This is a genomic window from Erythrobacteraceae bacterium WH01K (assembly GCA_027941995.1).
Lineage (GTDB): Bacteria > Pseudomonadota > Alphaproteobacteria > Sphingomonadales > Sphingomonadaceae > CAJXSN01.
Map to the genome: position 1 here is coordinate 457,527 of CP115966.1, position 21,452 is coordinate 478,978.

The window sequence follows — 21,452 nt, forward strand, 5'->3', positions numbered from 1 at the left end:
TGTTCTGGATCGCGATCTTCCTCGCGATCTGGGGCGGCTACCTGTTCGCCAGGCGGAGGAAGTGACATGGTGATGCGGACAAACCTGTGGTTCCCGGCCGCGATCCTCGGCCTGCACGCCCTCCCGGCACACGCCCAAGGTGACGTGACGCCTGCCGCGGCGGAGAAATCGCTGCGAACCTGCCTCGTCACCGGTTCCTCCGCTGCTCCGCGAACCGGCCTGCGCGAAGCGGTCCTGATGGTCCGCGCTTTCTGTGGTCCGCAGATCGGGCGCGTGCAGGACAAACGTGTCGCCGCTGCCACCGCCGGGCGCGAAGGAGCGGCAGCCGATGCCGCCAAGGACCGTGCCATTCGAACCCTTAACGACGAGATCGTTCTCGCCATTACTAATTTTACCGGACTGACATTGTAACATGCTGAAAATCGAAAACCTTTCCGCCGAGATTGACGGTAAGCAGATCCTCGACGGGCTCACGCTCGAAGTGCCTGCGGGCGAGGTCCATGCGATCATGGGCCCGAACGGCGCCGGCAAATCGACGCTCGCCTATGTGCTGGGCGGGCGCCCCGGTTACGAAGTGACCGGCGGCAGCGTGACGTTCAACGGACAGGACCTGCTGGACCTCGAACCGCACGAGCGCGCCTCGGCGGGCCTGTTCCTCGGCTTCCAGTACCCGGTCGAGATTCCGGGCGTTTCCAACGTCCAGTTCCTGCGCGAGGCGCTGAACGCCCAGCGCAAGGCGCGGGGCGAGGAAGCCCTGACCGGCGGCGAATTCCTGAAACTGGCGAAGGACAAGGCCGGGCTGCTGAAGCTCGACATGGAAATGCTCAAGCGCAACGTGAATGTCGGCTTCTCCGGCGGCGAGAAGAAGCGCGCCGAGATGGTCCAGATGGGCATCCTCGACCCGGCATTCGCCGTGCTGGACGAGACCGACAGCGGCCTCGACATCGATGCGCTGCGCGTGGTCGGCGACGGGATCAATGCGATCATGCGCGACCCTGCCAAGGGCGTGCTTCTGATTACCCATTACCAGCGCCTGCTCGACGTGGTGCAGCCGGACAAGGTGTCGATCCTGGCGCAGGGCCGGATCGTCCAGACCGGTGGGCCGGAACTGGCGCAGCGTCTGGAGGCCGAGGGTTACGATGCGGTGATGGCAGATGCCTGAGGCAACGTCTTTCCCCACACGCAAGGACGAGGCGTGGCGGTATTCCGATACCGATGCACTTGCTTCGCTCGATCTCGGCACGTTCGACGACTGGAGCGACATCGACGTTCCGGCAGGCGAGACGCGGCGCGAAATCGTCACCATTGCAGAGCCGGATGACGGTACGCAGCTTCGCCGCCTGCGCGTGAAGATCGGCGAGGGCGCCCGGTTCGAACTGTTCGGCGTAATTGCAGCGGCGCAGCTGGGCCGCGTCGAACTGGTCGTGCACCTGGAACGCGGGGCGCATTTCGAGATGGGCGGCATCACGGTCGGCGGGCGCGACACCACGCGCGAATTCGTCAGCCACGTCGTTCACGCTCATCCCGAAGCCACCAGCAACCAGACCGTGCGCGCCGTCCATTGGGGCCAGGGCACGGGCAATTTCCTCGGCCGGATCGACGTCGTGCGCGATGCGCAGAAGACCGATGCGGCGCAGGATTTCAAGGGCCTGCTGCTGGAAAAGGGCGCGAGCGTGAACGCCGTGCCACAGCTCGAAATCTTTGCCGACGACGTGCAGTGCGCGCATGGTGCCACCGTGGGCCAGCTGGACGAGAACGCGCGTTTCTACATGGCGGCGCGCGGCCTATCGCCCGAACTGTCGCGCCGTCTTCTGGTTCAGGCGTTCCTCGGCGATGCGATGGCGGGGCTGGGCGACGAGGACGAGGCGGAAGCCCTGCTCCGCATCGCACTGGACAAGCTGGACGCGCATCTGTGAACGAGGCCGTCACCCTTTCCCGCAAGGCGGATTTCCCGGGCCTCGTCACGGCCGAGGGCAAGCCCTGGCATTATCTCGACACGGCTGCCACGGCACAGAAACCCCGCGCGGTGATCGACGCGATGAGCCGGGCACTGGGCGCGGATTACGCCACCGTCCACCGCGGCGTCTATGGCCGCAGCGCGCAGATGACGCTGGGTTACGAAGCGGCGCGGCGCAGGGTTGCGGGGTTCGTCGGGGCGAAGAACGAGAACGAGATCGTCTTCGTGCGCGGTGCGACCGAAGGCATCAACCTCGTGGCGAATAGCTGGGGCCGGGCGAACTTGCGCGAAGGCGACCGCATCATGCTGTCGCAGCTGGAGCATCACTCCAACATCGTGCCGTGGCAGATCGTGGCGCAGGAAACCGGCGCGAAGATCGATGTGTGTCCCCTGACCGAAGACGGTCTGATCGATCTGGACTGGCTGGAGGCCAACCTGACGCGCGCGCACAAGCTGGTCGCCTTGGCCCATGTGTCCAACGTCCTCGGTTCCGTTCTGGGCGCCAAGCGCGCTGCGAAGGCCGCCCATGCGGTGGGCGCGAAGCTGCTGCTGGACGGCTGCCAGAGCGCGCCGCGCATGCGGCTCGCCATGGACGAGCTGGGGTGCGATTTCTTCGTGCTGTCCGCTCACAAGCTTTACGGGCCGACCGGCATCGGCGTGCTGTGGGCGCGCGAGGAGATACTGGAAGAAATGCCGCCCTGGCACGGCGGCGGCGCGATGATCGACAAGGTCACGTTCGAGAAATCGACCTATGCCCCGCCGCCCCAGCGGTTCGAGGCGGGCACGCCGATGATTACCGAGGCCATCGCGCTGCATGCTGCCATCGACTATGTCGAAGAGGTGGCCGGCGAGGCGGGCATGCAGGGGCTTTTCGCGCACGAGGCCGATCTGGCAGCGAGGACTCGCGAGGCGCTTTCGCGGATCAATTCGGTCCGCGTCCTGGGACCGGAGCAGAGCGCGGGGATCGTCTCTTTCGTGATGGAGGGGGTTCACCCGCACGATCTGGGCACCATATTGGATGAAGAGAACGTCGCGATCCGCGCCGGGCACCATTGCTGCCAGCCGCTGATGGACCATCTCGGCGTTCCCGCAACTGCGCGGGCGAGCTTCGGACTCTACAGCGACGACAGCGATATCGAGGCCCTGCTGCGCGGTATCGAGCGAACACAGAAGATTTTCGGCTAGGAATTCGATGATGAGCGAAGACAACGCTGACAAGAAGGATTTCGTCGCGGCCCCGTCGCCGACGGAACAGGTTCTGACCGAGGCACCACCCAAGCCTCCGCGCGCCCGCGTGGACGATGCGGTGGAGCCTGCTGCGGAAACGCCGAAACAGACCATGGAGCGCAAGCGGGACTACCTTGAAGGGTTTCTCCAGAAGAAACCGGAAGAGGCCGGTCCGGGCGGCGCCGGCGGACCCTTGCAGGAAGCCGTGATCGCCGCGCTGAAGGAAATCTACGATCCGGAAATCCCGGTGAACATCTACGATCTGGGCCTGATCTACGGCGTAGAGGTCGATGACGAGAGCGATGTCACGGTCACGATGACCCTGACCACGCCGCATTGCCCGGTCGCGGAAACCATGCCGGGCGAAGTCGAGCTGCGCGCGGCCAGCGTGCCGGGCGTACGCGATGCCGAGGTCAATCTCGTCTGGGACCCGCCATGGGGTCCGGACAAGATGACCGACGAGGCGCGGCTCGAACTGGGGATGCTGTGATGGCGCAAAGCACCCTTCGCGAACGCCCCGCAGCTGTCATCCTCACGCCCGCTGCCGAGCAGCGTGTGGCCGACCTCATGGCCAAGGCCCCCGACGATGCGATCGGCGTCAAACTCTCGACGCCGCGCCGCGGCTGCTCGGGCCTCGCCTATTCGGTCGATTACGTGACCGAAGAAGCCAGCTTGGACGAGAAGATCGAGACGCCCGGCGGCGTGTTCTACATCGACAGTGCCAGCGTGCTCTACCTGATCGGCAGCACGATGGACTGGGTTGAAGACGACTTCACCGCCGGTTTCGTGTTCGAGAACCCGAATGCCAAGGGCGCGTGTGGCTGCGGCGAAAGCTTCATGGTCTGACGGCTTCCGCCACGAAAATTGGCGAGCTGCTTAACCTGTTAGAAAGGTTTGCCGAAACTTTGTCGCGGCCGCCCCATTGGTTGAGTATGAGACCTTTCGTTCCCATCGCCGCCGCAATCGCCATGTTTTCTGCGCCGCCGCTCCACGCCGAAAGCAAGCCGGGGGCAGAGCCTCTGCGCGCGGTCGCCGAGACACGGCGCAAGGTGGTCGGTGAAACCAAGGCGAAGCGGTCCGGCAAACGTTATGCGACCGGGCAGGTGGCTGCCCGCATCCTTCGCGGCGCGCATGTGCGCCTTCGCGAGGGGGTCCACCGGATCACGGCGCGCCGAACGGTCCAGCGGCGTGTGGCGGCCAACGGGATGCCGCTATTCGAATTCCAGTAACGGCGATCAGTCTTCTTGGGCGAGCCGTTCGAGCAGCTGGCGTTCCAAGGGATCGAGCTCGCCATCGGCGTCGATCATGCTGTCGAGCCAGGCCTGTTCGTTGCCGGTGACGATCTCGCCCGCTGCCGCTTGCGCGGTGTAGTCGGGAGCGGGACGCCAGGCTGGTTTCCGGTCGAACACCACGCCGAGATTGTTGCGGACCCGCGGCATCTCGCGCGCCATGCGGCCCATGAACCGGCCGACCTTGCGCCTATTGTCGGCGATGAACGCTTCGAGTTCTTTCACCCGGTCATGGCTCAGCTGCGCGCGCGTCAGTTCGAAGCCGCGCAGGTAATTGGCGATCCCGTCGATGAAGAGCGGCGCCCATTCGGCCGCGTTGTCGTGGCCAAGCGTCGCGTCCTTGATCCGGAACAGCATTTCGGCATCGAACCGGCTGACGGCGGCAGGGCCGTGACCGCCGCTCGCAAAGATGACGCGGCGCAACAATTCGCATTCCGCGGGCTGACATGGGTAGCCGACAGCTCGCCGCCGCAACGCGTCGGGCCGGTCCCGGTCATTACGGCATCCTCGATCTGCCGCAGCGTGTAACGCTTCAGCTTTTCGGGCACGTTTTACGCGCGCTCGACCACCCGCACCAGCAGTTCGAGCTCGGCAACGGTCTCGAGATGCCCGTCGGCGTCCAGCGCACCGATCAGCCAGTCGGCTTCCTCTTCGTTGCACATGTGCTTGGGCTCGGTGCCGTTGAGCACGAATTCGGTCAGCGCCTCGACGAAGAAATCGACCCATTCGCGGCCGGGATTTTCGACCTGATGATTGATCGCGAAGATCGCCTCGGCCTCGTCGCGGGAAACTGTCCGTCGCCCCAGCCGAGGCGGCGCAGCGACTGGATTACTTCGGGCGAATCGTGGCGGTCGGCGGCCACGGCTCTGGCCAGATCTGCAAACTGGATGCTCATGCGAAGTCTAGTCCTCTGTGATACCCTGCGGGGATGGCAGAACATCCTTAAATCGCCCTTACCTCCTTTATCGAAGCCTGTTCGCCCCGGCCCCTAGCGCCCGAGAGCGCGGACGCATGCGGCCCGGTCGACATCGAGTGCATCCGAGGTTCGCCGCGCATCGACATAGGTGGCAGTCGGCTGCGCCCCGGGGCGCAGCGGGTAAAGATAGATGTCGAGAACGCACGGTTCGCCGGCGAATTGCAGCTTGCGCGCATCACCTTCGATCACGTCGAGCCTGGGGGCGCCGAAGCGCGAGGTGAGGCCCGCTGCAGTCTGGCCGATGACCCCCTCGAGACCGGAGATATCCATCACGCGCGGTGCGATGAACCCGCCGGTCGGCGGAGCGGGCCGCGTGCTTGGCACGGGAACGCTGACGCGCGGCGTCGGATTGCCCGGCTGCACCGTTCCCTGGCTGGATTGGGGGACGGTCGTCGCGCAGGCGGCGACCAGCGGCAAGAGGGCAAGGGCGAGGATTTTACGCATCGGGAGGAGGATTCCTGCGAACTTTCGACTGGACGAGATGGGTTGCGGCCGCCGCCCCGATTACAGGCGCCAGCAGGTTTGCGAAAGGCACGGTGAGCAGAGCGGCAATCGCCCCGCCGAGGAGAAAGCGCGTTCCGCCGCCAAGGGGCGGGATATCGGCCCGGTCGAGGCGGTGGCGCACCCATGCCAGATCCTGGAGTTCGCGGCCCAGCAACCACGCATTGATCACCCAGAACAGGGCGACCGTGCCAACGCCCGTGACCAGCAGGACCAGCGCGAGGGGCAGGGCCAACAGGTTGACGGCCAGCGCCCTGAAGGCGGAACGAGCGCTTTCGCCGATGCTTTCGCGCAGCGGCACGGGGCGGGCCGTTCGCTCCGCCTCGGGATAGAAACGCGCCTCGACAGCGCGGACGATGTCTTCCGCGTAGAACTGGATCACCGCGAGGGCGACGATGCGGAACAGAAGCCAGCCGCCGATACCGATGGCCAGCACGGCGGCGAGCGCGGCGATTTCCTCGCTCATGTCGCCGGTCCATTGCTCGATAAAGGCCTGGAGCAATGCGAAGCTGCCGATGCCCAGGGCCGCGAACATCACGATCGTGACGATCACCGATTTGACGAGCACGCGCAGGATGGCGGGGTCCGCCAATTGTCCGGCGGCGCGGCCGAGTGCTGCGGGAAGGGACATGCCAGGTAACGCCATGTCGCGGGCATCGGGCGACGGGCCGCGCAAGTCAATCGGCACGAGTTCTCGCGAGCAGGGGGCGGGGCTTGGCCTTGCGCGTTCCAGCGGCTAGGCGCGCAGGGCACATCCTCCTTCCCCGAACGAAAGACACGCAGCACCATGTCCGACCCCAAATTCGACGTCGTCGCGATCGGCAATGCCATCGTCGACATCCTTGCGCCCTGCGAGGATGCGACCATCGAGCAGCTTGGCCTTGCCCGTGGCGGCATGTCGCTGGTCGATGCGGAAGGCGCGGACAGGCTGTATGACGCGATGGGCCCGGCGACCGAGAAATCGGGCGGCAGTGCGGCCAATACGCTGGCGGGCCTTGCGGCGCTCGGCACGAAATGCGCCTTTATCGGGCAGGTGGCCGACGACCAGTTCGGCAAGGTCTTTGCCCACGACATCCGTTCTGCGGGCATCGCTTTCGATACGCCGGCGCGCGAGGAAGAACCGCCGACGGGACGCTGCCTGATCTTCGTGACGCCCGACGGGGAGCGGACGATGAACACCTTTCTGGGTGCAGGACAGTTCCTGCCCGCAGGTGCGCTGGACGAGGACCTGATCGCGAGCGGCGCGATCCTCTATCTCGAAGGCTATCTCTGGGATCCCGAAGAACCGCGCAAGGCCATGCGGCGCGCCATCGACGTCGCCCGCGGCGCGGGGCGCAAGGTCGCCTTCACCGCCAGCGAGAGCTTCGTCATCGACCGCCATGGCGACGATTTCCGCGCGATGATCGCCGACGGCGTGATCGACATCCTGTTCGTCAACGAAAGCGAGCTGGCCACGCTGACGGGCGAGGATGATTTCGAGGCAGGCCTCGACCGCCTGTCGGGCGATGTCCCGGTGCTGGTCGCGACGAAGGGCGAGCACGGGGCTGTCGCCATCGCTGGCCGAACCCGCGCCGACGTCGCGGCGCAGCCGGTCGACAAGGTGGTCGACACCACCGGTGCGGGCGACCAGTTCGCCGCCGGTTTCCTCTCCGGCCATGCAGCGGGCATGGACCTCGAGACCTGTCTCAAGCGCGGAGCGATCGCGGCGGCCGAAGTCATCAGCCATATCGGCCCGCGTCCCGAAACCGACATGAAGGCCCTGATGGAAAAGCACCTCGGCTAGGCAGGCTGGCCCAGTCGCCGCGAAGTTGTCGATGTTGACAGTGGCGTTCCGGCTGAGACCCGTTTATTCCATCGGAATAGCAACAGCTTATGGCGCTTTCGCGAAGTTGACACTTCGCCGCAAAGCGATGCGAAAACGCAGCTTGGGGGGTGGGTTGCAGCAATGGGAAAGAGCCCGTCCTCGCTAGCGACCGGACCGCGTGTAGGACAGCTTCTTCCGACCGATCAGCCGGCCTTGCGCTGTTCTTCCATGCCGAGCAGCGCGCCGATGACATCGTCGGCAGGCCGGGGCTTCTCCAGCACCGGAGCGTTCATTTCGCGCAGGTGTTCGCCGATGCGGTTTAGGTCGCCGGTATGCAGCAGGAACGGGATGCCTGCATCCTGAAGCCGGTCCGCCGTTTCGTAGCACGTCTCGTTCGGGCCGAGGCTGACATCCAGGATGGCCCCTGCAACGCCGCCTTGCTCGATCAGAGAAAGCGCCTGCGCGTTGTTCGACGCGGTGACGGCCTCGTAGCCTGCGTCCTCCAGCGCGAACTGGAGGTCCATGGCAATCAGCGGCTCGTCTTCCAGGACGAGGTATTTCATTCCGCTGCCCCTGCCGTTGGCTGCATGGGAACCGCGATTCGCACGCGCAGGCCGGCCGGGTCCCAATCCTTGTGCATGGTCCCTTGCGCGAATTTCAGTAGCGTCTCGGCAATGTCGAAGCCGGTTCCGCGTGCAGGCGGCGGACCATCGACCGGGGGGCCGCCCGCCTCGATCCATTCCAGTTCCAGCGCGGGCCCGGCATCGGCATCCTCTGCATGATGCCAGCGGACCGTTACGGTTCCGGCGGTGTTGGAAAGCGCCCCGTATTTCGTCGCATTGGCCGCCAGTTCGTGCAGGGCGAGGCCGATCGCCGAAATGGCATTGGGCTCCGTGCGGACGCCGTTCCCTTCGAACACGATGCGGTCGGCTTCGGGGTCGTAGGGCGCCAGCACCGACCGGATCGCCTGCCCGACATGGATCGTGCCCAGCGCCGCATCGTCCAGTGTGGGTTCGTAGGACCGGCCTAGCGCCTGTACGCGTTCGTTGATCTTGCGCGATACCTCGCGGGCATCCATCGAACGCCCCGTGATGTTCACGATGCCTCCGACGACGGCAAAGATGTTCTTCATCCGGTGCGAGATTTCGCGGGCAATGGCCTTTGCGTGTTTTTCCTCTGCGCGCGACTGGTGGATGTCGGTCACGTCCCACTGGCTGCCGAAGAAATAGATAAGCTCGCCCTCGGCATTGTAGATCGGGCCGAGATGCAGCGTGTTCCAGAAGGTGCTGCCGTCTTTCCGGTAATTGAGCAGTTCGACGACGACGACGCTTTCACTTTTCAGCGCCTCGCGGATCTTCGCGACCTGACCGGGATCGGTATCCGGCCCCTGCAGGAACCGGCAGTTGCGCCCGACGACTTCGTCGCTGCTGTAACCGGTGAGCTGTTCGAACGCTTCGTTGCAGAAGACGATGGGATCGTCCTCGATCCGGGGGTCCGTCAGGCACACCGCCATGCGGGTCTGCGCCATGGCCTGTTCGAACAGCAGGCCGGTGGCGCCGCCGAAGGTTTCGGCGCGGTCGCCTCGCGAAACGATCGCGCGGTGGGCCTGGTTGGACGATTTCAATTCGCCCTTCGTATCGTCCTGCCGCGCCACGGAAGCGTCCCTCGTCGATGATTGCTTTTTGTTACGCCCTCCTAACGTCGCAGAGGGCGCGAAGGGTCCGGCGGAATCACTTTTGCGCTTCGCGCTCCACTTCGCGCCAGCCGATGTCGCGGCGGCAGAAGCCGGACGGAAAGTCGATGGCATCGACTGCGCCATAGGCTGCCGCTTTCGCCTCGGTCACATTGTCGCCCATGGCGGTGACGTTCAGCACGCGTCCGCCATTGGCGACCAGTGTCTCGCCATCGCGCTTCGTGCCTGCGTGGAAGACCTTTGCGCCGTCCTCTTCGGCCGAGCCAAGTGCGATTGCGCCGCCTTTTTCCGGCGTGCCGGGATAGCCGTTCGCGGCCATCACCACGGTCAGCGCGGTCCGCCCGTTGAAGGAGACGTCCTCCGCTTCGCCCAGTCGTCCCTCGGCGCAGGCCAGCATCAGCGTGGCCAGGTCGCTCTCCAACCGCATCATCAGCACCTGGCATTCCGGATCGCCGAAACGGGCATTGTATTCGATCAGTTTCGGGCCGTCTTCGGTCAGCATCAGTCCGGCATAGAGCACGCCTGTATAGGGCATCCCCTCGGTCCGGAGCGTATCGACCGTGGGCTGCACGATCTCGCCCAGGACGCGGGCCTGCAAATCGGGCGTCAGCACACGCGCGGGGGAATAGGCGCCCATGCCGCCGGTATTGGGACCTTCGTCGCCTTCGCCCACCCGCTTGTGATCCTGCGCGCTGCCGAAGGGGACGACGGTGGTCCCGTCGGTCAGGGCGAAGAAGCTGGCTTCCTCCCCGGTCATGAACTCCTCGATCACGACTTCCGCGCCGGCCTGCCCGAAACGGCCGCCGAACATGTCGCGCAATTCCACCAGCGCGGCTTCCTTCGTTTCGGGAATGACCACGCCTTTCCCTGCGGCAAGACCGTCTGCCTTCAGCACGTAAGGCGGGGAGAACCGGTCCAGCGCATCGCGCGCTTCCTCGAACGAACGCGTGCGGACATAGCCAGCGGTGGGAATGTCCGCCCGTTCGCACAAATCCTTGGTGAAGCCCTTGCTGCCTTCCAGCTGGGCTGAGTCCTTGTCAGGGCCGAACACCGCGATACCGGCAGCGCGCAGGGCATTGCCGAGGCCGTCCACCAGCGGCGCTTCGGGTCCGACGACCACCAGCGCGATGTCTTCCGCCTTGCAGAATGCCAGCACCGCTGCATGGTCGGCAGGATCGAGGTCGACGCAGGTCGCATCCTCTGCAATGCCGGGGTTCCCGGGGGCAGCGAACAGCTTCGCGACTTGCGGGGATTGCGCCAGCTTCCACGCCAGCGCATGTTCGCGCCCGCCCGAACCGATCAGCAGGATATTCATGGCTCATGCCCTTTGACAGTGACGACAATAGCGGCCTCGTAGCGAAGGGTCGCAGCGGCGACAACGCCGAGCCGGTCAGCGTGTCCGACCTGTCGGCCCGGCTGAAACGCACGGTGGAGGACCAGTTCGGCTTCGTCCGCCTGCGCGGCGAACTGTCGGGGGTGAAGCGCGCCGCGTCGGGTCATCTCTATTGCAGCCTGAAAGACGACAAGGCGGTGATCGACGGGGTGATGTGGAAAGGCAATGCCGGGCGCCTGCCGTTTCAGCCGGAAGACGGGCTGGAAATCGTCGCGAGTGGCAAGCTGACGACCTATCCCGGGCGCAGCAAATACCAGATCGTGATGGAGCGGATGGAGCTGGCCGGCGAAGGCGCGCTGCTGGCCCTGCTGGAAAAAACGCGGGCGAGGCTGGAGGCGGAAGGGCTGTTCGCCCGCGAACGCAAGCGCGCTTTGCCCTACCTGCCTCGCACCATCGGCGTGGTGACCTCGCCCACCGGCGCGGTGATTCGCGACATCCTGCACCGGCTGGCAGACCGCTTCCCCAGCCATGTCGTCGTCTGGCCCGTGCTGGTGCAGGGGCAGGGCGCGGCCGACCAGGTGAGCGCGGCCATTCGCGGCTTCGGCGCCATTCCGGCAGGCGGACCGGTCCCGCGTCCCGACCTGCTGATCGTGGCGCGCGGCGGCGGCTCGATCGAGGATCTGTGGAGCTTCAACGAGGAAAGCGTGATCCGCGCCATCGCCGAATCGCCCATTCCCGTCATCAGCGCCGTGGGGCACGAGACGGATACCACGCTGGCCGACTACGCCGCCGACCGCCGCGCGCCGACGCCGACTGCCGCTGCGGAAATGGCCGTGCCGGTGCGGGCGGAGCTTGCCGCGATGCTCGGTGATTTCGGTGTGCGCCAGCAGCGCAGCGTATTGCGACCGCTCGAACTGGGGCGCGAACGGCTGGAGGCGCGGGTCCAGCGCCTGCCGAAGCTGGACGCGCTGCTGCAACCGCAGGCGCAGAAGCTGGACGATTTGGCGGACAGGCTGAAACGCGGGCTGGAGAACCGCGCGCGCGATGGCCGCGAACGGCTGGGCCGCGCGCAGCTGGCGCCGTCCATCCTGACCCGCGCCCACCGCGATGCCGCGCGCAGCCTCGCCGCCATCCGCCTGACGCCCGACCTGCCTCGCCAGAAGCTGGTTCGCCAGCAGGAACGGCTGGACGCACTCGCCCGTGTCCATGGTTCGCTCGACCCGCGTGCCCCGCTGGAACGTGGCTATGCGCTGGTGCAGGATGCGGAAGGCCGGCTGGTCCGCCGCAAGGCCGAGGCGGAGAAAGCGGGCTCGCTCTCCATTCAGTTTGCAGACGGGGTGCTTGCGGTAGGAAAGGGACACACCGCGCCCGCTGCGCGCAAGCCTGTCCGCCGCAAGAAGCCAGCCGCAGGCGGCGATGCGCAGCAGGGTTTGTTCGATTGACCTGCCATTGCTAGAGACCCGCCTATGCTCATGTCATCCCGCGACCAGCTCGCCAAGCTGCGCTACGAAGCCAGCTCCTTCCGTGTCCTGAAAGCCGGGCGCCACGTCGCCTGCGCGGTATCGGGCGAACTCATCGCGCTCGAAGACCTGCGTTACTGGAGCGCGGACCTGCAGGAACCCTATGCCAGCGCCGAAATCGCGACGAAGCGCCTGCTGGAGGCGCAGTGATGCGCCTGCCCGCACGCGGGGCGGCGCTGATCGCACTCGCTTCGCTGGCCGCCTGCAATGCTGCCAGTGCGGCGGACGAGACACTGTCGAGCGCCGACGCATCGCCTGACACCCGGACGGCTCAGACAGCCGCCGCCGCGCCTGTCATGACGTCGCCGCCCGCCGCTGCCGCGCCCGAGGCGCAGGGGCCGGCAACATTCCTCTTTGATGGCGAACTGACCCAGGGCGGCTTCATTCGCGGGCAGGTTCCGGCGGGCACGGTGTCCGCGCGGCTCGGCGAAACGCCGCTGGCGCTCGGGCCCACGGGCAGGTTCTTCGCTGCCTTCGACCGGGACGAGGGCACGCAGACCTTCCTGCACGCATCCATGAAGGACGGGCGGCAGGTCAGCGTGCCGGTCACCGTCTCTCCTCGCGAATGGAACATCCAGCGCGTCAATGTCGCCAAGCGCGAAGGCGGCAGCAGCGAGGCGTGGTGGGCGAAACGCGAGCCGGAATGGAACGCGATCGTCGATGCGCGCGCACGAAAGACCGGCGCCGAGGGCTGGACGCAGGATTTCGTCTGGCCGGTGACGGGGCGCATTTCCGGATTGTTCGGCCGCCAGCGCATCTATCGCGGGGAGCCGGGCAGCTATCACTCCGGCATCGATATCGCGCCCGGTAACGGCGTGCCCTTCGTCGCCCCGGCAGACGGCGTGGTCGTCCTCGCCCGGACCGGTTTCAGCCTCGAAGGCAACCTCATCATCATCGATCACGGGGCAGGGCTGAACAGCGCTTTCCTCCACGCCTCGCGCATCGTGGTGGAGGAGGGGCAGGCCGTCACGCAAGGCCAGCATATCGGCAATGTCGGCGCATCCGGCCGCGCCACGGGGCCGCATCTGCACTGGAGCCTGAAATGGCACGATGCGCGGCTGGACCCGCTGCTGTTCACCGGCCCCATGCCCTGAGCCTGGGGGCGGCAGTGCGAACTGCCCCGTCTTTATTGGACGCGCTTCACCTTGATCGCGCGGCGATTGCCGATCTTCGCGGTGAAGCTGGAGAGCGCACCCTTCTTGATCGTGACTTCGGTGCCGGGATCGATGTCGCTGTACATGATGAAATTGTCGTTCTGCACCCACTGCGCCCCATCGGCGAGGGTGAAGGCCCAGCTGCCCCGCCCGATCCGCGTGGCGCTGGCGATGGTGGTGGTGATTTCCTCGAACTCGTCCTCGTCCCCGCCGTCGAACAGGCGGATGCGCGGCAGCGACAGGCCGAACAGGCCGCGCCGTGCCTCGCGCAGCTGTTCCTTGTCGGCAAAGACCAGCTCGTCCGTGCTTTCCTTCTGCGCGATGTCCGCGACCTGCGCGTCATAGCATGAGAGACGCTGCATCGGATCGGCAATCTCGCGGCAATCGTAGAGCGCCTGCACCGCTGCCGGTGTGCCCATCTCGTCGTCCTGCGCCGCAGCGGGAACGGCGAGGGTGAAAACTGCGCCAAGCGCGATCAGGGTGCGAAATGTCATCGGGACCTCATGGGGTGCTGTATCGGCGCCCGAGTGTAGTGCCGCCCGCTTGCATGGCAAGTGTATCGCTGCGGCCGGGGCACCGCGTCTGGCCGCTTATGCGTTGAACGGGCGCACCTTTCGCCTATGGCAGCGCCGGTGACACGCCTTCTCCTCCTCGCTCTTGTTGCGCTGGCGCTTGCGCCCGGCACGTGGATTCGCAGCCCGCGCCCGGCGCAGGTTCTGGATGCCGGTCTCGTCTCGGTCGCCATCCCGGTCCAGCAGCCGCGCGTCGGTGCGCTGGAGATCGAGGCGATGTGGAAACTGTCGAGCGAGCATTCGCTGTTCGGCGGATATTCCGCACTGGTCGCACTGGACGGCCGGACACTGCTCACTGCGAGCGACCAGGGTGCGGCCCTGCGTATCCGGCTGCGGGACGGGCGGCCCGGTTCGGGAATCATGACACGGTTCGGCGGCGCCTCCTATTTCGGCGAGAAGAGCGTGTCCGACCTGGAATCCCTGACGCTCGACCGGGAAACCGGCACCATCTGGGCGGGCTACGAGAACCTGAATGCGGTCATCCGGATGGAGAGCGATGGGACGGTGCAGGCCGGTGCGCAGCCTGCACAGATGGAGGACTGGCCGGTAAACGCAGGGCCAGAGGCGATCGTGCGCCTGCGGGACGGACGCTTCATCGTGATAGCAGAGGGGTCGTGGCGCTGGACGCCTGCCAATATGGACGGCCTCCTCTTCGATAGCGATCCGGCCGAGGACGCCGGGACGGATGCAGCGCCGGACAGCGCAACACCGTTCGAATTCGATGCAGGCGAAGGGTACCTGCCGGTCGACATGGCCGCATTGCCCGATGGGCGAGTACTGATCCTGGTGCGCAGCTTCGAATGGGGCCTGCCGCCGATGTTCAGGGCGCGCTTGCTGGTCGCGGACCCGGCCGACATTCGCGAGGGCGAGGAATGGCCTTGGCAGGAAATTGCGCGGTTCACCCCGCCGATGCAGACTGACAATTTCGAAGGGATCGCGGTGTGGGGGGACGATTATCCCGTCACGCTCTGGATGATTTCGGACGACAATACGGCGAAGTTCCAGAACACGCTGCTGCTCAGGATGCGCTGGGACGGGGAACTACCCGACTAATCGGAGCGCCGTCCCGGCTACAGACGCGAAAAAGCGCGCGGAGCATGATGCCCGGCGCGCTTTGGAATCTCGCTTGAAGGAAAGCCTTCCGGCTTACGCTGCTTCCTTGGCAGCCTTCTTCAGTTCGCGCTTCACCTTCTGGGCGCGCGGGGACAGTTTTTCGTCCTTGGTCTTCAGCAGCCAGTTGTCGAGACCGCCATTATGCTCGACGCTGCGCAGACCGTGGGTCGACACGCGGAACTTGAAGCCACGCTCCAGCTTCTCGCTGAGCAGGGTGACGTGCTGCAGGTTCGGCAGGAACACGCGCTTGGTGCGGTTGTTCGCGTGGCTCACATTGTTGCCGGTCAGGCGGCCCTTGCCGGTCAGTTCGCAGATGCGCGACATGATCAATCTCTTTGCTTGCTTTGATATGCGGCACTGCCCCGCAAGACGCGAGGGAGGGCCGGGAAAGGCGCGCAAGTATCGCCCAAAAGCCGAATCGTCAACCGATAGCTTGCGCTGGACGCGCTCTCCCCGCTAGCGCGGCGGGATGGCACGATGGCCCGTCCCGCCCGCAATGCAAGCCGCGCTGGAGCAGGCGCGCCTCGCCGTGGATGCGGGCGAGGTGCCGGTCGGCGCGGTGGTGGTGAAGGACGGTGAGGTCGTCGCCCGCGCCCACAACGCGCCGCGCACCCTCCATGACCCGACCGCCCACGCCGAGATCCTCGCGATTCGCCGCGCGGCCGAGGCGCTGGGGCAGGAACGGCTGGAAGGCTGCGAGCTGTGGGTCACGCTGGAGCCCTGCGCCATGTGCGCCGGCGCCATCGCCCATGCGCGGATTGCGCGGCTGTACTACGCCGCCAGCGACCCCAAAGGCGGCGGCGTCGAACACGGCGCGCGGGTCTTCGAGCACGCGCAGGTCAACCACGCGCCGGAGGTGTATTCGGGGATGGGTGAGGCTGAGGCGGCGGAGATGTTGCGGAAGTTTTTTAAAGCGCAAAGGTAAAAGCAGACTGTCGGCCAACGACCCTAGTTGCAGTCACAGCCATTTCCGAATGAAATCGCCGTAATCGGCCGTGATCGAGTTGTCGGCAGGCTCATGGGCAATACCAACGTGTTCTCGGGTTAGATCGTTGGGGGACCACGTGTTTACGGCTTTGCGACACTCGGTTATCTGCAATCCATGAGCGATTGTGGGTGCGGACCAACCGAAGCCGAAGCGAAAGAGCAGCGCCGTGCCTTGTGGATCGCACTGATCTTGAACGGCATCATGTTCGTCGTCGAAGCCACGACGGGCATTATCGCCCAGTCGACTGGCCTGATCGCAGACGGCTTGGACATGCTGACGGACGCAAGCGCATACGCGATTGCATTGGCAGCAATTGGGCGAAGCGCAAACTTCAAAGCCAAAGCCGCAACACTGAGCTGTAGCTTGCTCATGCTCGTCGGCATCGGAGTTCTTGCGGATGTCGTCCGACGTGCGATTGTCGGGTCAACTCCCGAAGGCAGTTGGATGATCGCTGTCGCGCTGGTCGCGCTTCTCGTGAACATCATTGTTCTTCGCCTATTGAGTAAGCAGCGACGGGACGAGGTCCATATCCGCGCGGCATGGATTTTTACGCGCGCGGACATCGTAGCCAACTCTGCTGTCATTGCTTCAGGCGTTGCGGTTCTGCTTACCAGTATCGGCTATTTCGACCTCTTCGTGGGCGCAGCGATAGGGTTGTATGTTGTCAAGGAAGCTCTGGAAATTCTTCGCGATGCGAAGAAAGCTCGGTTAGAGAGCAAGTTAGGATAGTCTTTCGCTCAACGGCGGTTTTCCGGAACGTCGTTTTCAAAAGCTGCCATTCTGCTCCCCACCCAAAAAGCGGCCTCTCACATCCCTCGCCAAATCTTCGCCTTTACCCCGTCGCTCGGCCCGAATGTCCGGCTGGGGCACACTCGCGGCCTGAAGCGCTTGCCGTAGCAGAGGCGCAGTTCCTGCAGCCAGCCTCGGCGGTTCAGCTTTACGCCGACCATGCTCGGCTCCCAGCCCCTGTTCGCGCTGGCGAAGGCTTCGCGGATGCGGCCTGCGGTGAGGCCCTCCTCGCGGCTGATGCGGTCGAAATCGGGCCAGCGATAGCTGTTCCACAATATGCGCGTCACGTTGAAATAGGTATCGGGCCGCCGCGTCATGCAGCTGCCGTGCTTCGCCCATTGCCGCGCGGCGAGGCTGGCGGACGGCATCATGCAGAGGTTCTTTTCCACCGTGGCAGGCTGGGGACGGCGCGCGGTTGGGCAGTATTGCGGCCATGTGCTGCGCCCGTCGGGCCACAGGCCGTGGACGATGAAGCCGAAGCGGCCGTTCCGGCCCGAACACTGGGTGGCATCTGTGCCGCTACGCTGGCGCGTGCGGCAGAACTCCGGGCTCCAGCTCAGCGCCATGGTGTAGCCTGTCACCGGAACCTGCCGCACCGGCCCGTCCTGCTTTGCCTGCGGCACGGAAATGCGCGCCGGCGCCTTGCATTGGTAGGCCTGCGCAGTCGCGGCCGAGGGCATGGCCAAGCAAATCGCTGCCGCGAGACCAAGCAACGGTCCGCGACCAGCGGACCGCAAGTGCGACTGCGCGTCGGCCTGTAGGCCGCCCCCTCGGAGGCATCGGCGAAGCCGATACGCCGCGAGAGAAAACCAACTTCTCACAGCACCCCGAAATCCAGCCCGATATCCGCTGCCGGCGCGCTCTGCGTCAGGCGTCCGACGCTGACATAATCGACCCCCGTCGCGGCCTTGGCCTGAATGGTGTCGAGATTGATTCCCCCGCTGGCCTCTGTCGCGACGCGGCCTGCCACGAGCGTCACCGCCTCGCGCAATGTGGCGGGCTCCATGTTGTCGAGCAGAAGGCGGGTCGCGCCCGCTTCCAGCGCCGGTTCGATCTGGTCGATCCGGTCGACTTCGCAGATGATGTCCTCGACCCCCGCTTCGACCGCGCGGCGCACGGCCTCGCCGACCGTGCCCGCGACCGCGATGTGGTTGTCCTTGATCATGGCGGCATCCCACAGCCCCATGCGGTGGTTGGAGCCGCCGCCCATGCGCACCGCGTATTTCTCCAGCATGCGCAGGCCCGGAATGGTCTTGCGCGTGTCGAGCAGGGTGCAATCGGGATTGTCCATCGCCGTCACATATTCGCGGACCATGGTGGCGATGCCGGTCAGGTGCTGCACGGTGTTGAGCGCGCTACGCTCTGCCGTCAGCAGGGCGCGGGCGTTCCCTTCCAGCCGCATCAGGTCGGTGCCGGGGGTGACGCGTGCGCCTTCCTCCACCAGGATCTCGATCCGCACTTCCGGGTCGAGCGCGCGGAAGAACGCCGCCGCTACCGGCAGGCCCGCGACAGAGCATGCATCGCGCGCGTCCATCACGCCGGAAAAGCGGGCATTCGCCGGGATGACGCTGGAGGCGGTGACATCGCTGCCGCCGCGCGGCAGGCCGACACCCAGATCCTCGTCCAAGGTGCTGCGGACAAAGGCGGAAAGGTCGAAACCCGGAAGAGAAAAATCGGTCATGGATCATCCCTGCCCCGGTCGCCCGGCGACCGCAAGGCTGACCAGCCGCCCGCAGGCGCGAGCGAAAAGCAAACTAATGCACGAAGCGCGCCACCACGTCGCGGTAGCTGCGCGACACCTTCACCTCCGCGCCCGAATCCAGCACCAGGAAGCATTCGCCATTGGTGTGCGGCTTAACCTGCCGGACCTGGTTGAGGTTCACGATCTTGGAGCGGTGGACGCGCTGGAACTTGCGGGGGTCCAGCCGGCGCTCCAGGTCCTTCATCGTCTCGCGCAGGACCAGCGAATTGTCGCCGGTGGAAATGATCATGTAATCGCCCGCCGCCTCGATATGTTCGATGGAGTCGACTTCCACGCGGAAGATCTGGCCGCGGTCCTTCACGTTGATCAGTTTCTCGAAGCGGTCGGCGCTCTCGTCCTCGCCCTCGGCCATTTCCTCTGCCGCGTCGGGGGCAACTTCGGCGAGGACGGTTTTCAGCTTCTCCGCTTCCTCGCTGCTCTTCTTCTCCGCCAGACGGATGCGGACGCGTTCCAGCGTGTCGGCCAGCTTGTCCTCGTCCACCGGCTTCATCAGGTAGTTCACCGCATTGGCCTCGAACGCGCGGATCGCGTGTTCCTGGTAGGCGGTGACGAAGACGAACAGCGGCGGTTCGATTTCCATCACGCCCTTCACCACGGAGAACCCGTCGAAGCCCGGCATCTGGATGTCGAGGAAAACGAGGTCGGGTTTCTCCGTCTTGATCGCGCGGATCGCCTCGCGGCCATTGGCGCAGGTCTCGATGATCTCGACGTCCTCGAACTTCTCGAGACGCAGTTGCAGGCCCTGGATTGCGAGCTTTTCGTCGTCGACGATGATGGTGCGTATGGCCATGGCGTTACCTTCCGGTGGCAGAGGATATCTGTGGGGGATGAACGGCTGGGGATGCCGGTTGTTTCTGGGGCTGCGCGCGCGGTGCAGCCGGAGAAGAAGGGGCAGGCGATGCGGCCGCCTCGGGCGCATCCTCCTCCTGCTCGTAGGGGATTTCGATCAGGACCGAGAAGCCGCCTTCGGCCGGGGAGCGGATTTCGAACAGGTGGTCCTCTCCGTATGCCTGTGCCAGCCGGTCGCGGATATTGGGGAGGCCCACGCCGGTCGACACGGTGCCGCCCGTGCCCGGCGCATCGCCCTGGAACGAGGCGGATGTCTGGGAGGGCGAGCGGCCCTGCAGGCCCGGCCCGCTGTCGCTGACGACCATGCGCAGCCGGTCGCCCGTGCGATTGGCGCGAACGGTGATCTTCGCGCCCTCCAACTGCGGGGATACCGCGTATTTGATCGCGTTTTCGACCAGCGGTTGCAGCAGCATGGATGGTAGGCAGGCCTTGGCCGCGCTGTCCTCTATGTCGAATTCGGTGCGCAAGCGTTCCTCGAACCGCATCCTCTCGATGTCGAGATACAGCTTGATGGTGTCGACTTCCTGCCGGACGGTGGACTTGCCTCCGGGCTGCGTCACCAGCGTATGGCGCAGGAAACTGCTCAGCCGCGTCAGCATCGCGTTCGCCGGCTCCGTCTGTTTGAGCAGCACCAGCGTGCTGATGGAATTGAGCGTGTTGAACAGGAAATGCGGGTTCAGCTGGTAACGCAGCATGGCGAGCTGCGCGCCGGTGGCCTGCGCCTCCAGCCGTTCCAGCCGGTCGGCCTGTTCCTCCACCTGGAGGAAGAAATTGATCGCGTAATACAGCGCCGACCATGCCCCCAGCAGCGTCAGGGGATAGATCGAATACCCGATGAACAGCGAGGCGAAGCCGGAGTTTTCGGGCCGCGTCAGGTCGATCACCCATGTCTGCATGAAAGCGAACACGACGACCGCGACCGCCAGGACCGCGGCGGTGGAGACCCAGGTGACGACGGGCTTCATCCCCATCAGCTGGCGATAGACGGTGGAAAGGATCAGGCTGATCGACAGGCCCGTCACCGCCTCGATCAGGATCACGGCGAAGAAGGACAGCTCCTGGCCGCCGACGAAACCCGATACGGCGCGCAAGGTGAACGCGCCGCCCCATCCCGCCAGTTGCAGGTTCCAGAAGGCGCGGTTCTTGTTTTCGAAGAAGCGCGTGGGTCGAAAGGGCAATACCGCCATAGACTGCCTTCCCTAGCGCATTTGCAGGCCTGCGTCAGACAGGTTTTGCGCGTTTGGCTCAGCTGTGGCACTTTACGGCTCAAGAGGAGAGAACACGATGGATGTGAGCAAGCAGACGCTGCACGGTGCGCAGGAACACGCCCAGGCCCGCGCCGCCTTCACCGAGATGAAGCAGGGGACGAAGAAAGACTGGGACATCATCGGCGGCGAATACCGCGCCTTCGCCAAGGGGCTGCCCGACCGGGTGCTCGACCATTTGCGCCTGCTCGACGGCGATTTCGGAGGTTTCCCGGTCGACCGGCTGGAGCATTCGCTGCAAACCGCGACGCGGGCCCACCGCGACGGGCGGGACGAACAATATGTCGTGATGGCCCTGCTGCACGATATCGGCGACACGCTGGGCAGCTACAACCACCCCGAAGTCGCGGCCTCGATCCTGAAACCCTTCGTGAGCGAGCAGAACTACTGGATCTGCCAGAACCACGGTGCGTTCCAGGGCTATTACTATTTCCACCACCTCGGCATGGACCGCAATGCGCGCGACAAGTTCGAAGGCCACGAACATTACGAGGCGTGCCGCGAATTCTGCGAGAAATACGACCAGGCCGCGTTCGATCCCGATTACGAGAGCGAGAGCCTGGAATTTTTCGAGCCGATGGTGCGCCGCGTGATGGCGAAGCCGCTGGCATCGATGTACAAGGCGGCGATGGAGGACGAAGCCGCCTGACGCCGCTTGAA

The 21,452-nt window shown here is 65.3% G+C and carries 28 protein-coding genes; 16 read left to right on the forward strand and 12 right to left on the reverse strand.

The features are described 5' to 3' along the window. Positions 1-66: 66 nt before the first annotated feature. The 7 genes from PF049_02355 to PF049_02385 all read left to right on the forward strand — a co-directional run bounded on the left by PF049_02355 (position 67) and on the right by PF049_02385 (position 4,413). Positions 67-411 carry a hypothetical protein gene (locus PF049_02355; protein WBY17027.1) on the forward strand — a complete coding sequence of 115 codons (345 nt, stop codon included), beginning with the start codon at positions 67-69 and terminating at the stop codon, positions 409-411. A 1-nt stretch (position 412) separates the two neighbouring features. Continuing rightward, positions 413-1,162 carry a Fe-S cluster assembly ATPase SufC gene (gene sufC / locus PF049_02360; protein WBY17028.1) on the forward strand — a complete coding sequence of 250 codons (750 nt, stop codon included), beginning with the start codon at positions 413-415 and terminating at the stop codon, positions 1,160-1,162. Then, positions 1,155-1,916 carry a SufD family Fe-S cluster assembly protein gene (locus PF049_02365; GenBank protein WBY17029.1) on the forward strand — a complete coding sequence of 254 codons (762 nt, stop codon included), beginning with the start codon at positions 1,155-1,157 and terminating at the stop codon, positions 1,914-1,916. The genes sufC and PF049_02365 overlap by 8 nt, the downstream gene beginning before the upstream one ends. After that, positions 1,913-3,142 carry a SufS family cysteine desulfurase gene (locus tag PF049_02370; protein WBY17030.1) on the forward strand — a complete coding sequence of 410 codons (1,230 nt, stop codon included), beginning with the start codon at positions 1,913-1,915 and terminating at the stop codon, positions 3,140-3,142. Before PF049_02365 ends, PF049_02370 begins: the two co-directional genes overlap by 4 nt. A 10-nt stretch (positions 3,143-3,152) precedes the next feature. After that, positions 3,153-3,674: an SUF system Fe-S cluster assembly protein gene (locus tag PF049_02375; GenBank protein WBY17031.1), complete on the forward strand. Its 522-nt coding sequence runs from the start codon at positions 3,153-3,155 to the stop codon at positions 3,672-3,674. Next, positions 3,674-4,030: an iron-sulfur cluster assembly accessory protein gene (locus tag PF049_02380; GenBank protein WBY17032.1), complete on the forward strand. Its 357-nt coding sequence runs from the start codon at positions 3,674-3,676 to the stop codon at positions 4,028-4,030. The genes PF049_02375 and PF049_02380 overlap by 1 nt, the downstream gene beginning before the upstream one ends. A gap of 86 nt (positions 4,031-4,116) precedes the next feature. Next, on the forward strand, positions 4,117-4,413 hold the full coding sequence (locus tag PF049_02385) for a hypothetical protein (GenBank protein ID WBY17033.1): 297 nt from the start codon (positions 4,117-4,119) through the stop codon (positions 4,411-4,413). 6 nt (positions 4,414-4,419) lie between these two features. Here PF049_02385 and PF049_02390 read toward each other — a convergent pair whose 3' ends face one another. Next, entirely contained in the window at positions 4,420-4,899 is a 480-nt protein-coding gene (locus PF049_02390; protein WBY17034.1) for a hypothetical protein, read from the reverse strand. A gap of 20 nt (positions 4,900-4,919) precedes the next feature. Here PF049_02390 and PF049_02395 point away from each other — a divergent pair, with 20 nt between their 5' ends. Next, positions 4,920-5,465 (forward strand): hypothetical protein, encoded by a 546-nt coding sequence (locus PF049_02395; GenBank protein ID WBY17035.1) that lies wholly within the window; start codon positions 4,920-4,922, stop codon positions 5,463-5,465. On the opposite strand, the gene PF049_02400 is transcribed toward PF049_02395, so the two are convergent. Together PF049_02400 and PF049_02405 are read right to left on the reverse strand one after the other, a co-directional pair. Continuing rightward, positions 5,462-5,893, reverse strand: a complete 432-nt coding sequence (locus PF049_02400) for a hypothetical protein (GenBank protein WBY17036.1) — start codon at positions 5,891-5,893, stop codon at positions 5,462-5,464. The genes PF049_02395 and PF049_02400 overlap by 4 nt on opposite strands. Continuing rightward, positions 5,886-6,596, reverse strand: a complete 711-nt coding sequence (locus PF049_02405) for an EI24 domain-containing protein (GenBank protein WBY17037.1) — start codon at positions 6,594-6,596, stop codon at positions 5,886-5,888. The genes PF049_02400 and PF049_02405 overlap by 8 nt, the downstream gene beginning before the upstream one ends. A gap of 141 nt (positions 6,597-6,737) precedes the next feature. Here PF049_02405 and PF049_02410 point away from each other — a divergent pair, with 141 nt between their 5' ends. After that, positions 6,738-7,733: an adenosine kinase gene (locus PF049_02410; GenBank protein WBY17038.1), complete on the forward strand. Its 996-nt coding sequence runs from the start codon at positions 6,738-6,740 to the stop codon at positions 7,731-7,733. 224 nt (positions 7,734-7,957) lie between these two features. Here PF049_02410 and PF049_02415 read toward each other — a convergent pair whose 3' ends face one another. The 3 genes from PF049_02415 to purD form a co-directional block, all read right to left on the reverse strand. Continuing rightward, complete coding sequence (locus PF049_02415; GenBank protein ID WBY17039.1) at positions 7,958-8,317, reverse strand: response regulator; 360 nt, start codon at positions 8,315-8,317, stop codon at positions 7,958-7,960. After that, a complete protein-coding gene (locus PF049_02420; protein WBY17040.1) occupies positions 8,314-9,408 on the reverse strand; it encodes a PAS domain-containing protein in 1,095 nt (364 codons plus the stop codon). Before PF049_02420 ends, PF049_02415 begins: the two co-directional genes overlap by 4 nt. A gap of 76 nt (positions 9,409-9,484) precedes the next feature. Further along, positions 9,485-10,762, reverse strand: coding sequence for a phosphoribosylamine--glycine ligase (gene purD, locus PF049_02425; GenBank protein ID WBY17041.1), 1,278 nt, complete (start codon positions 10,760-10,762; stop codon positions 9,485-9,487). Between the two features lie 5 nt (positions 10,763-10,767). Here purD and xseA point away from each other — a divergent pair, with 5 nt between their 5' ends. From xseA to PF049_02440, 3 genes are read left to right on the forward strand one after another with little or no spacing between them, the layout of a single operon-like run. Continuing rightward, positions 10,768-12,222: an exodeoxyribonuclease VII large subunit gene (xseA, locus tag PF049_02430; protein WBY17042.1), complete on the forward strand. Its 1,455-nt coding sequence runs from the start codon at positions 10,768-10,770 to the stop codon at positions 12,220-12,222. Between the two features lie 24 nt (positions 12,223-12,246). Next, the gene (locus tag PF049_02435) at positions 12,247-12,450 is read left to right on the forward strand and encodes a DUF2093 domain-containing protein (protein WBY17043.1); all 204 of its coding nucleotides are present in this window, start codon (positions 12,247-12,249) and stop codon (positions 12,448-12,450) included. Further along, positions 12,450-13,394 (forward strand): M23 family metallopeptidase, encoded by a 945-nt coding sequence (locus PF049_02440; GenBank protein ID WBY17044.1) that lies wholly within the window; start codon positions 12,450-12,452, stop codon positions 13,392-13,394. The genes PF049_02435 and PF049_02440 overlap by 1 nt, the downstream gene beginning before the upstream one ends. A gap of 32 nt (positions 13,395-13,426) precedes the next feature. Here the strand turns inward: PF049_02440 and PF049_02445 are convergent, their stop codons facing one another. Continuing rightward, positions 13,427-13,948, reverse strand: a complete 522-nt coding sequence (locus tag PF049_02445) for a hypothetical protein (protein ID WBY17045.1) — start codon at positions 13,946-13,948, stop codon at positions 13,427-13,429. Between the two features lie 138 nt (positions 13,949-14,086). On the opposite strand from PF049_02445, the gene PF049_02450 reads away from it, so the two are divergent. Next, a complete protein-coding gene (locus tag PF049_02450) occupies positions 14,087-15,079 on the forward strand; it encodes an esterase-like activity of phytase family protein (GenBank protein WBY17046.1) in 993 nt (330 codons plus the stop codon). Between the two features lie 93 nt (positions 15,080-15,172). Here PF049_02450 and rpmB read toward each other — a convergent pair whose 3' ends face one another. Then, a complete protein-coding gene (rpmB, locus tag PF049_02455; GenBank protein ID WBY17047.1) occupies positions 15,173-15,463 on the reverse strand; it encodes a 50S ribosomal protein L28 in 291 nt (96 codons plus the stop codon). A 145-nt stretch (positions 15,464-15,608) separates the two neighbouring features. Here rpmB and PF049_02460 point away from each other — a divergent pair, with 145 nt between their 5' ends. Both PF049_02460 and PF049_02465 read left to right on the forward strand, forming a co-directional pair. After that, the gene (locus PF049_02460; GenBank protein ID WBY17048.1) at positions 15,609-16,064 is read left to right on the forward strand and encodes a nucleoside deaminase; all 456 of its coding nucleotides are present in this window, start codon (positions 15,609-15,611) and stop codon (positions 16,062-16,064) included. 177 nt (positions 16,065-16,241) lie between these two features. Then, positions 16,242-16,856: a cation diffusion facilitator family transporter gene (locus PF049_02465; GenBank protein ID WBY17049.1), complete on the forward strand. Its 615-nt coding sequence runs from the start codon at positions 16,242-16,244 to the stop codon at positions 16,854-16,856. A gap of 77 nt (positions 16,857-16,933) precedes the next feature. Here PF049_02465 and PF049_02470 read toward each other — a convergent pair whose 3' ends face one another. The 4 genes from PF049_02470 to PF049_02485 form a co-directional block, all read right to left on the reverse strand. Beyond that, the gene (locus PF049_02470) at positions 16,934-17,596 is read right to left on the reverse strand and encodes a ribonuclease T (protein ID WBY17050.1); all 663 of its coding nucleotides are present in this window, start codon (positions 17,594-17,596) and stop codon (positions 16,934-16,936) included. 137 nt (positions 17,597-17,733) lie between these two features. Continuing rightward, a complete protein-coding gene (gene nadC / locus PF049_02475) occupies positions 17,734-18,597 on the reverse strand; it encodes a carboxylating nicotinate-nucleotide diphosphorylase (GenBank protein WBY17051.1) in 864 nt (287 codons plus the stop codon). 73 nt (positions 18,598-18,670) lie between these two features. Then, entirely contained in the window at positions 18,671-19,468 is a 798-nt protein-coding gene (locus PF049_02480) for a LytTR family transcriptional regulator DNA-binding domain-containing protein (protein ID WBY17052.1), read from the reverse strand. Between the two features lie 4 nt (positions 19,469-19,472). Continuing rightward, the gene (locus PF049_02485) at positions 19,473-20,714 is read right to left on the reverse strand and encodes a histidine kinase (protein WBY17053.1); all 1,242 of its coding nucleotides are present in this window, start codon (positions 20,712-20,714) and stop codon (positions 19,473-19,475) included. Between the two features lie 97 nt (positions 20,715-20,811). Here PF049_02485 and PF049_02490 point away from each other — a divergent pair, with 97 nt between their 5' ends. Beyond that, positions 20,812-21,441 carry an HD domain-containing protein gene (locus PF049_02490; protein WBY17054.1) on the forward strand — a complete coding sequence of 210 codons (630 nt, stop codon included), beginning with the start codon at positions 20,812-20,814 and terminating at the stop codon, positions 21,439-21,441. Positions 21,442-21,452: the final 11 nt, after the last annotated feature.

What these genes read in the sequence shown, in the direction of transcription:
- PF049_02355 (WBY17027.1), top strand. Translation starts at nt 67, where the DNA reads ATGGTGATGCGGACAAACCTGTGGTTCCCGGCCGCGATCCTCGGCCTG.
- sufC (WBY17028.1), top strand. Translation starts at nt 413, where the DNA reads ATGCTGAAAATCGAAAACCTTTCCGCCGAGATTGACGGTAAGCAGATC.
- PF049_02365 (WBY17029.1), top strand. Translation starts at nt 1,155, where the DNA reads ATGCCTGAGGCAACGTCTTTCCCCACACGCAAGGACGAGGCGTGGCGG.
- PF049_02375 (WBY17031.1), top strand. Translation starts at nt 3,153, where the DNA reads ATGAGCGAAGACAACGCTGACAAGAAGGATTTCGTCGCGGCCCCGTCG.
- PF049_02380 (WBY17032.1), top strand. Translation starts at nt 3,674, where the DNA reads ATGGCGCAAAGCACCCTTCGCGAACGCCCCGCAGCTGTCATCCTCACG.
- PF049_02385 (WBY17033.1), top strand. Translation starts at nt 4,117, where the DNA reads ATGAGACCTTTCGTTCCCATCGCCGCCGCAATCGCCATGTTTTCTGCG.
- PF049_02395 (WBY17035.1), top strand. Translation starts at nt 4,920, where the DNA reads ATGGGTAGCCGACAGCTCGCCGCCGCAACGCGTCGGGCCGGTCCCGGT.
- PF049_02400 (WBY17036.1), bottom strand. Translation starts at nt 5,893, where the DNA reads ATGCGTAAAATCCTCGCCCTTGCCCTCTTGCCGCTGGTCGCCGCCTGC.
- PF049_02405 (WBY17037.1), bottom strand. Translation starts at nt 6,596, where the DNA reads ATGGCGTTACCTGGCATGTCCCTTCCCGCAGCACTCGGCCGCGCCGCC.
- PF049_02410 (WBY17038.1), top strand. Translation starts at nt 6,738, where the DNA reads ATGTCCGACCCCAAATTCGACGTCGTCGCGATCGGCAATGCCATCGTC.
- PF049_02415 (WBY17039.1), bottom strand. Translation starts at nt 8,317, where the DNA reads ATGAAATACCTCGTCCTGGAAGACGAGCCGCTGATTGCCATGGACCTC.
- purD (WBY17041.1), bottom strand. Translation starts at nt 10,762, where the DNA reads ATGAATATCCTGCTGATCGGTTCGGGCGGGCGCGAACATGCGCTGGCG.
- xseA (WBY17042.1), top strand. Translation starts at nt 10,768, where the DNA reads ATGCCCTTTGACAGTGACGACAATAGCGGCCTCGTAGCGAAGGGTCGC.
- PF049_02435 (WBY17043.1), top strand. Translation starts at nt 12,247, where the DNA reads ATGCTCATGTCATCCCGCGACCAGCTCGCCAAGCTGCGCTACGAAGCC.
- PF049_02440 (WBY17044.1), top strand. Translation starts at nt 12,450, where the DNA reads ATGCGCCTGCCCGCACGCGGGGCGGCGCTGATCGCACTCGCTTCGCTG.
- PF049_02445 (WBY17045.1), bottom strand. Translation starts at nt 13,948, where the DNA reads ATGACATTTCGCACCCTGATCGCGCTTGGCGCAGTTTTCACCCTCGCC.
- rpmB (WBY17047.1), bottom strand. Translation starts at nt 15,463, where the DNA reads ATGTCGCGCATCTGCGAACTGACCGGCAAGGGCCGCCTGACCGGCAAC.
- PF049_02460 (WBY17048.1), top strand. Translation starts at nt 15,609, where the DNA reads ATGGCACGATGGCCCGTCCCGCCCGCAATGCAAGCCGCGCTGGAGCAG.
- PF049_02465 (WBY17049.1), top strand. Translation starts at nt 16,242, where the DNA reads ATGAGCGATTGTGGGTGCGGACCAACCGAAGCCGAAGCGAAAGAGCAG.
- PF049_02470 (WBY17050.1), bottom strand. Translation starts at nt 17,596, where the DNA reads ATGCCCTCGGCCGCGACTGCGCAGGCCTACCAATGCAAGGCGCCGGCG.
- nadC (WBY17051.1), bottom strand. Translation starts at nt 18,597, where the DNA reads ATGACCGATTTTTCTCTTCCGGGTTTCGACCTTTCCGCCTTTGTCCGC.
- PF049_02480 (WBY17052.1), bottom strand. Translation starts at nt 19,468, where the DNA reads ATGGCCATACGCACCATCATCGTCGACGACGAAAAGCTCGCAATCCAG.
- PF049_02485 (WBY17053.1), bottom strand. Translation starts at nt 20,714, where the DNA reads ATGGCGGTATTGCCCTTTCGACCCACGCGCTTCTTCGAAAACAAGAAC.
- PF049_02490 (WBY17054.1), top strand. Translation starts at nt 20,812, where the DNA reads ATGGATGTGAGCAAGCAGACGCTGCACGGTGCGCAGGAACACGCCCAG.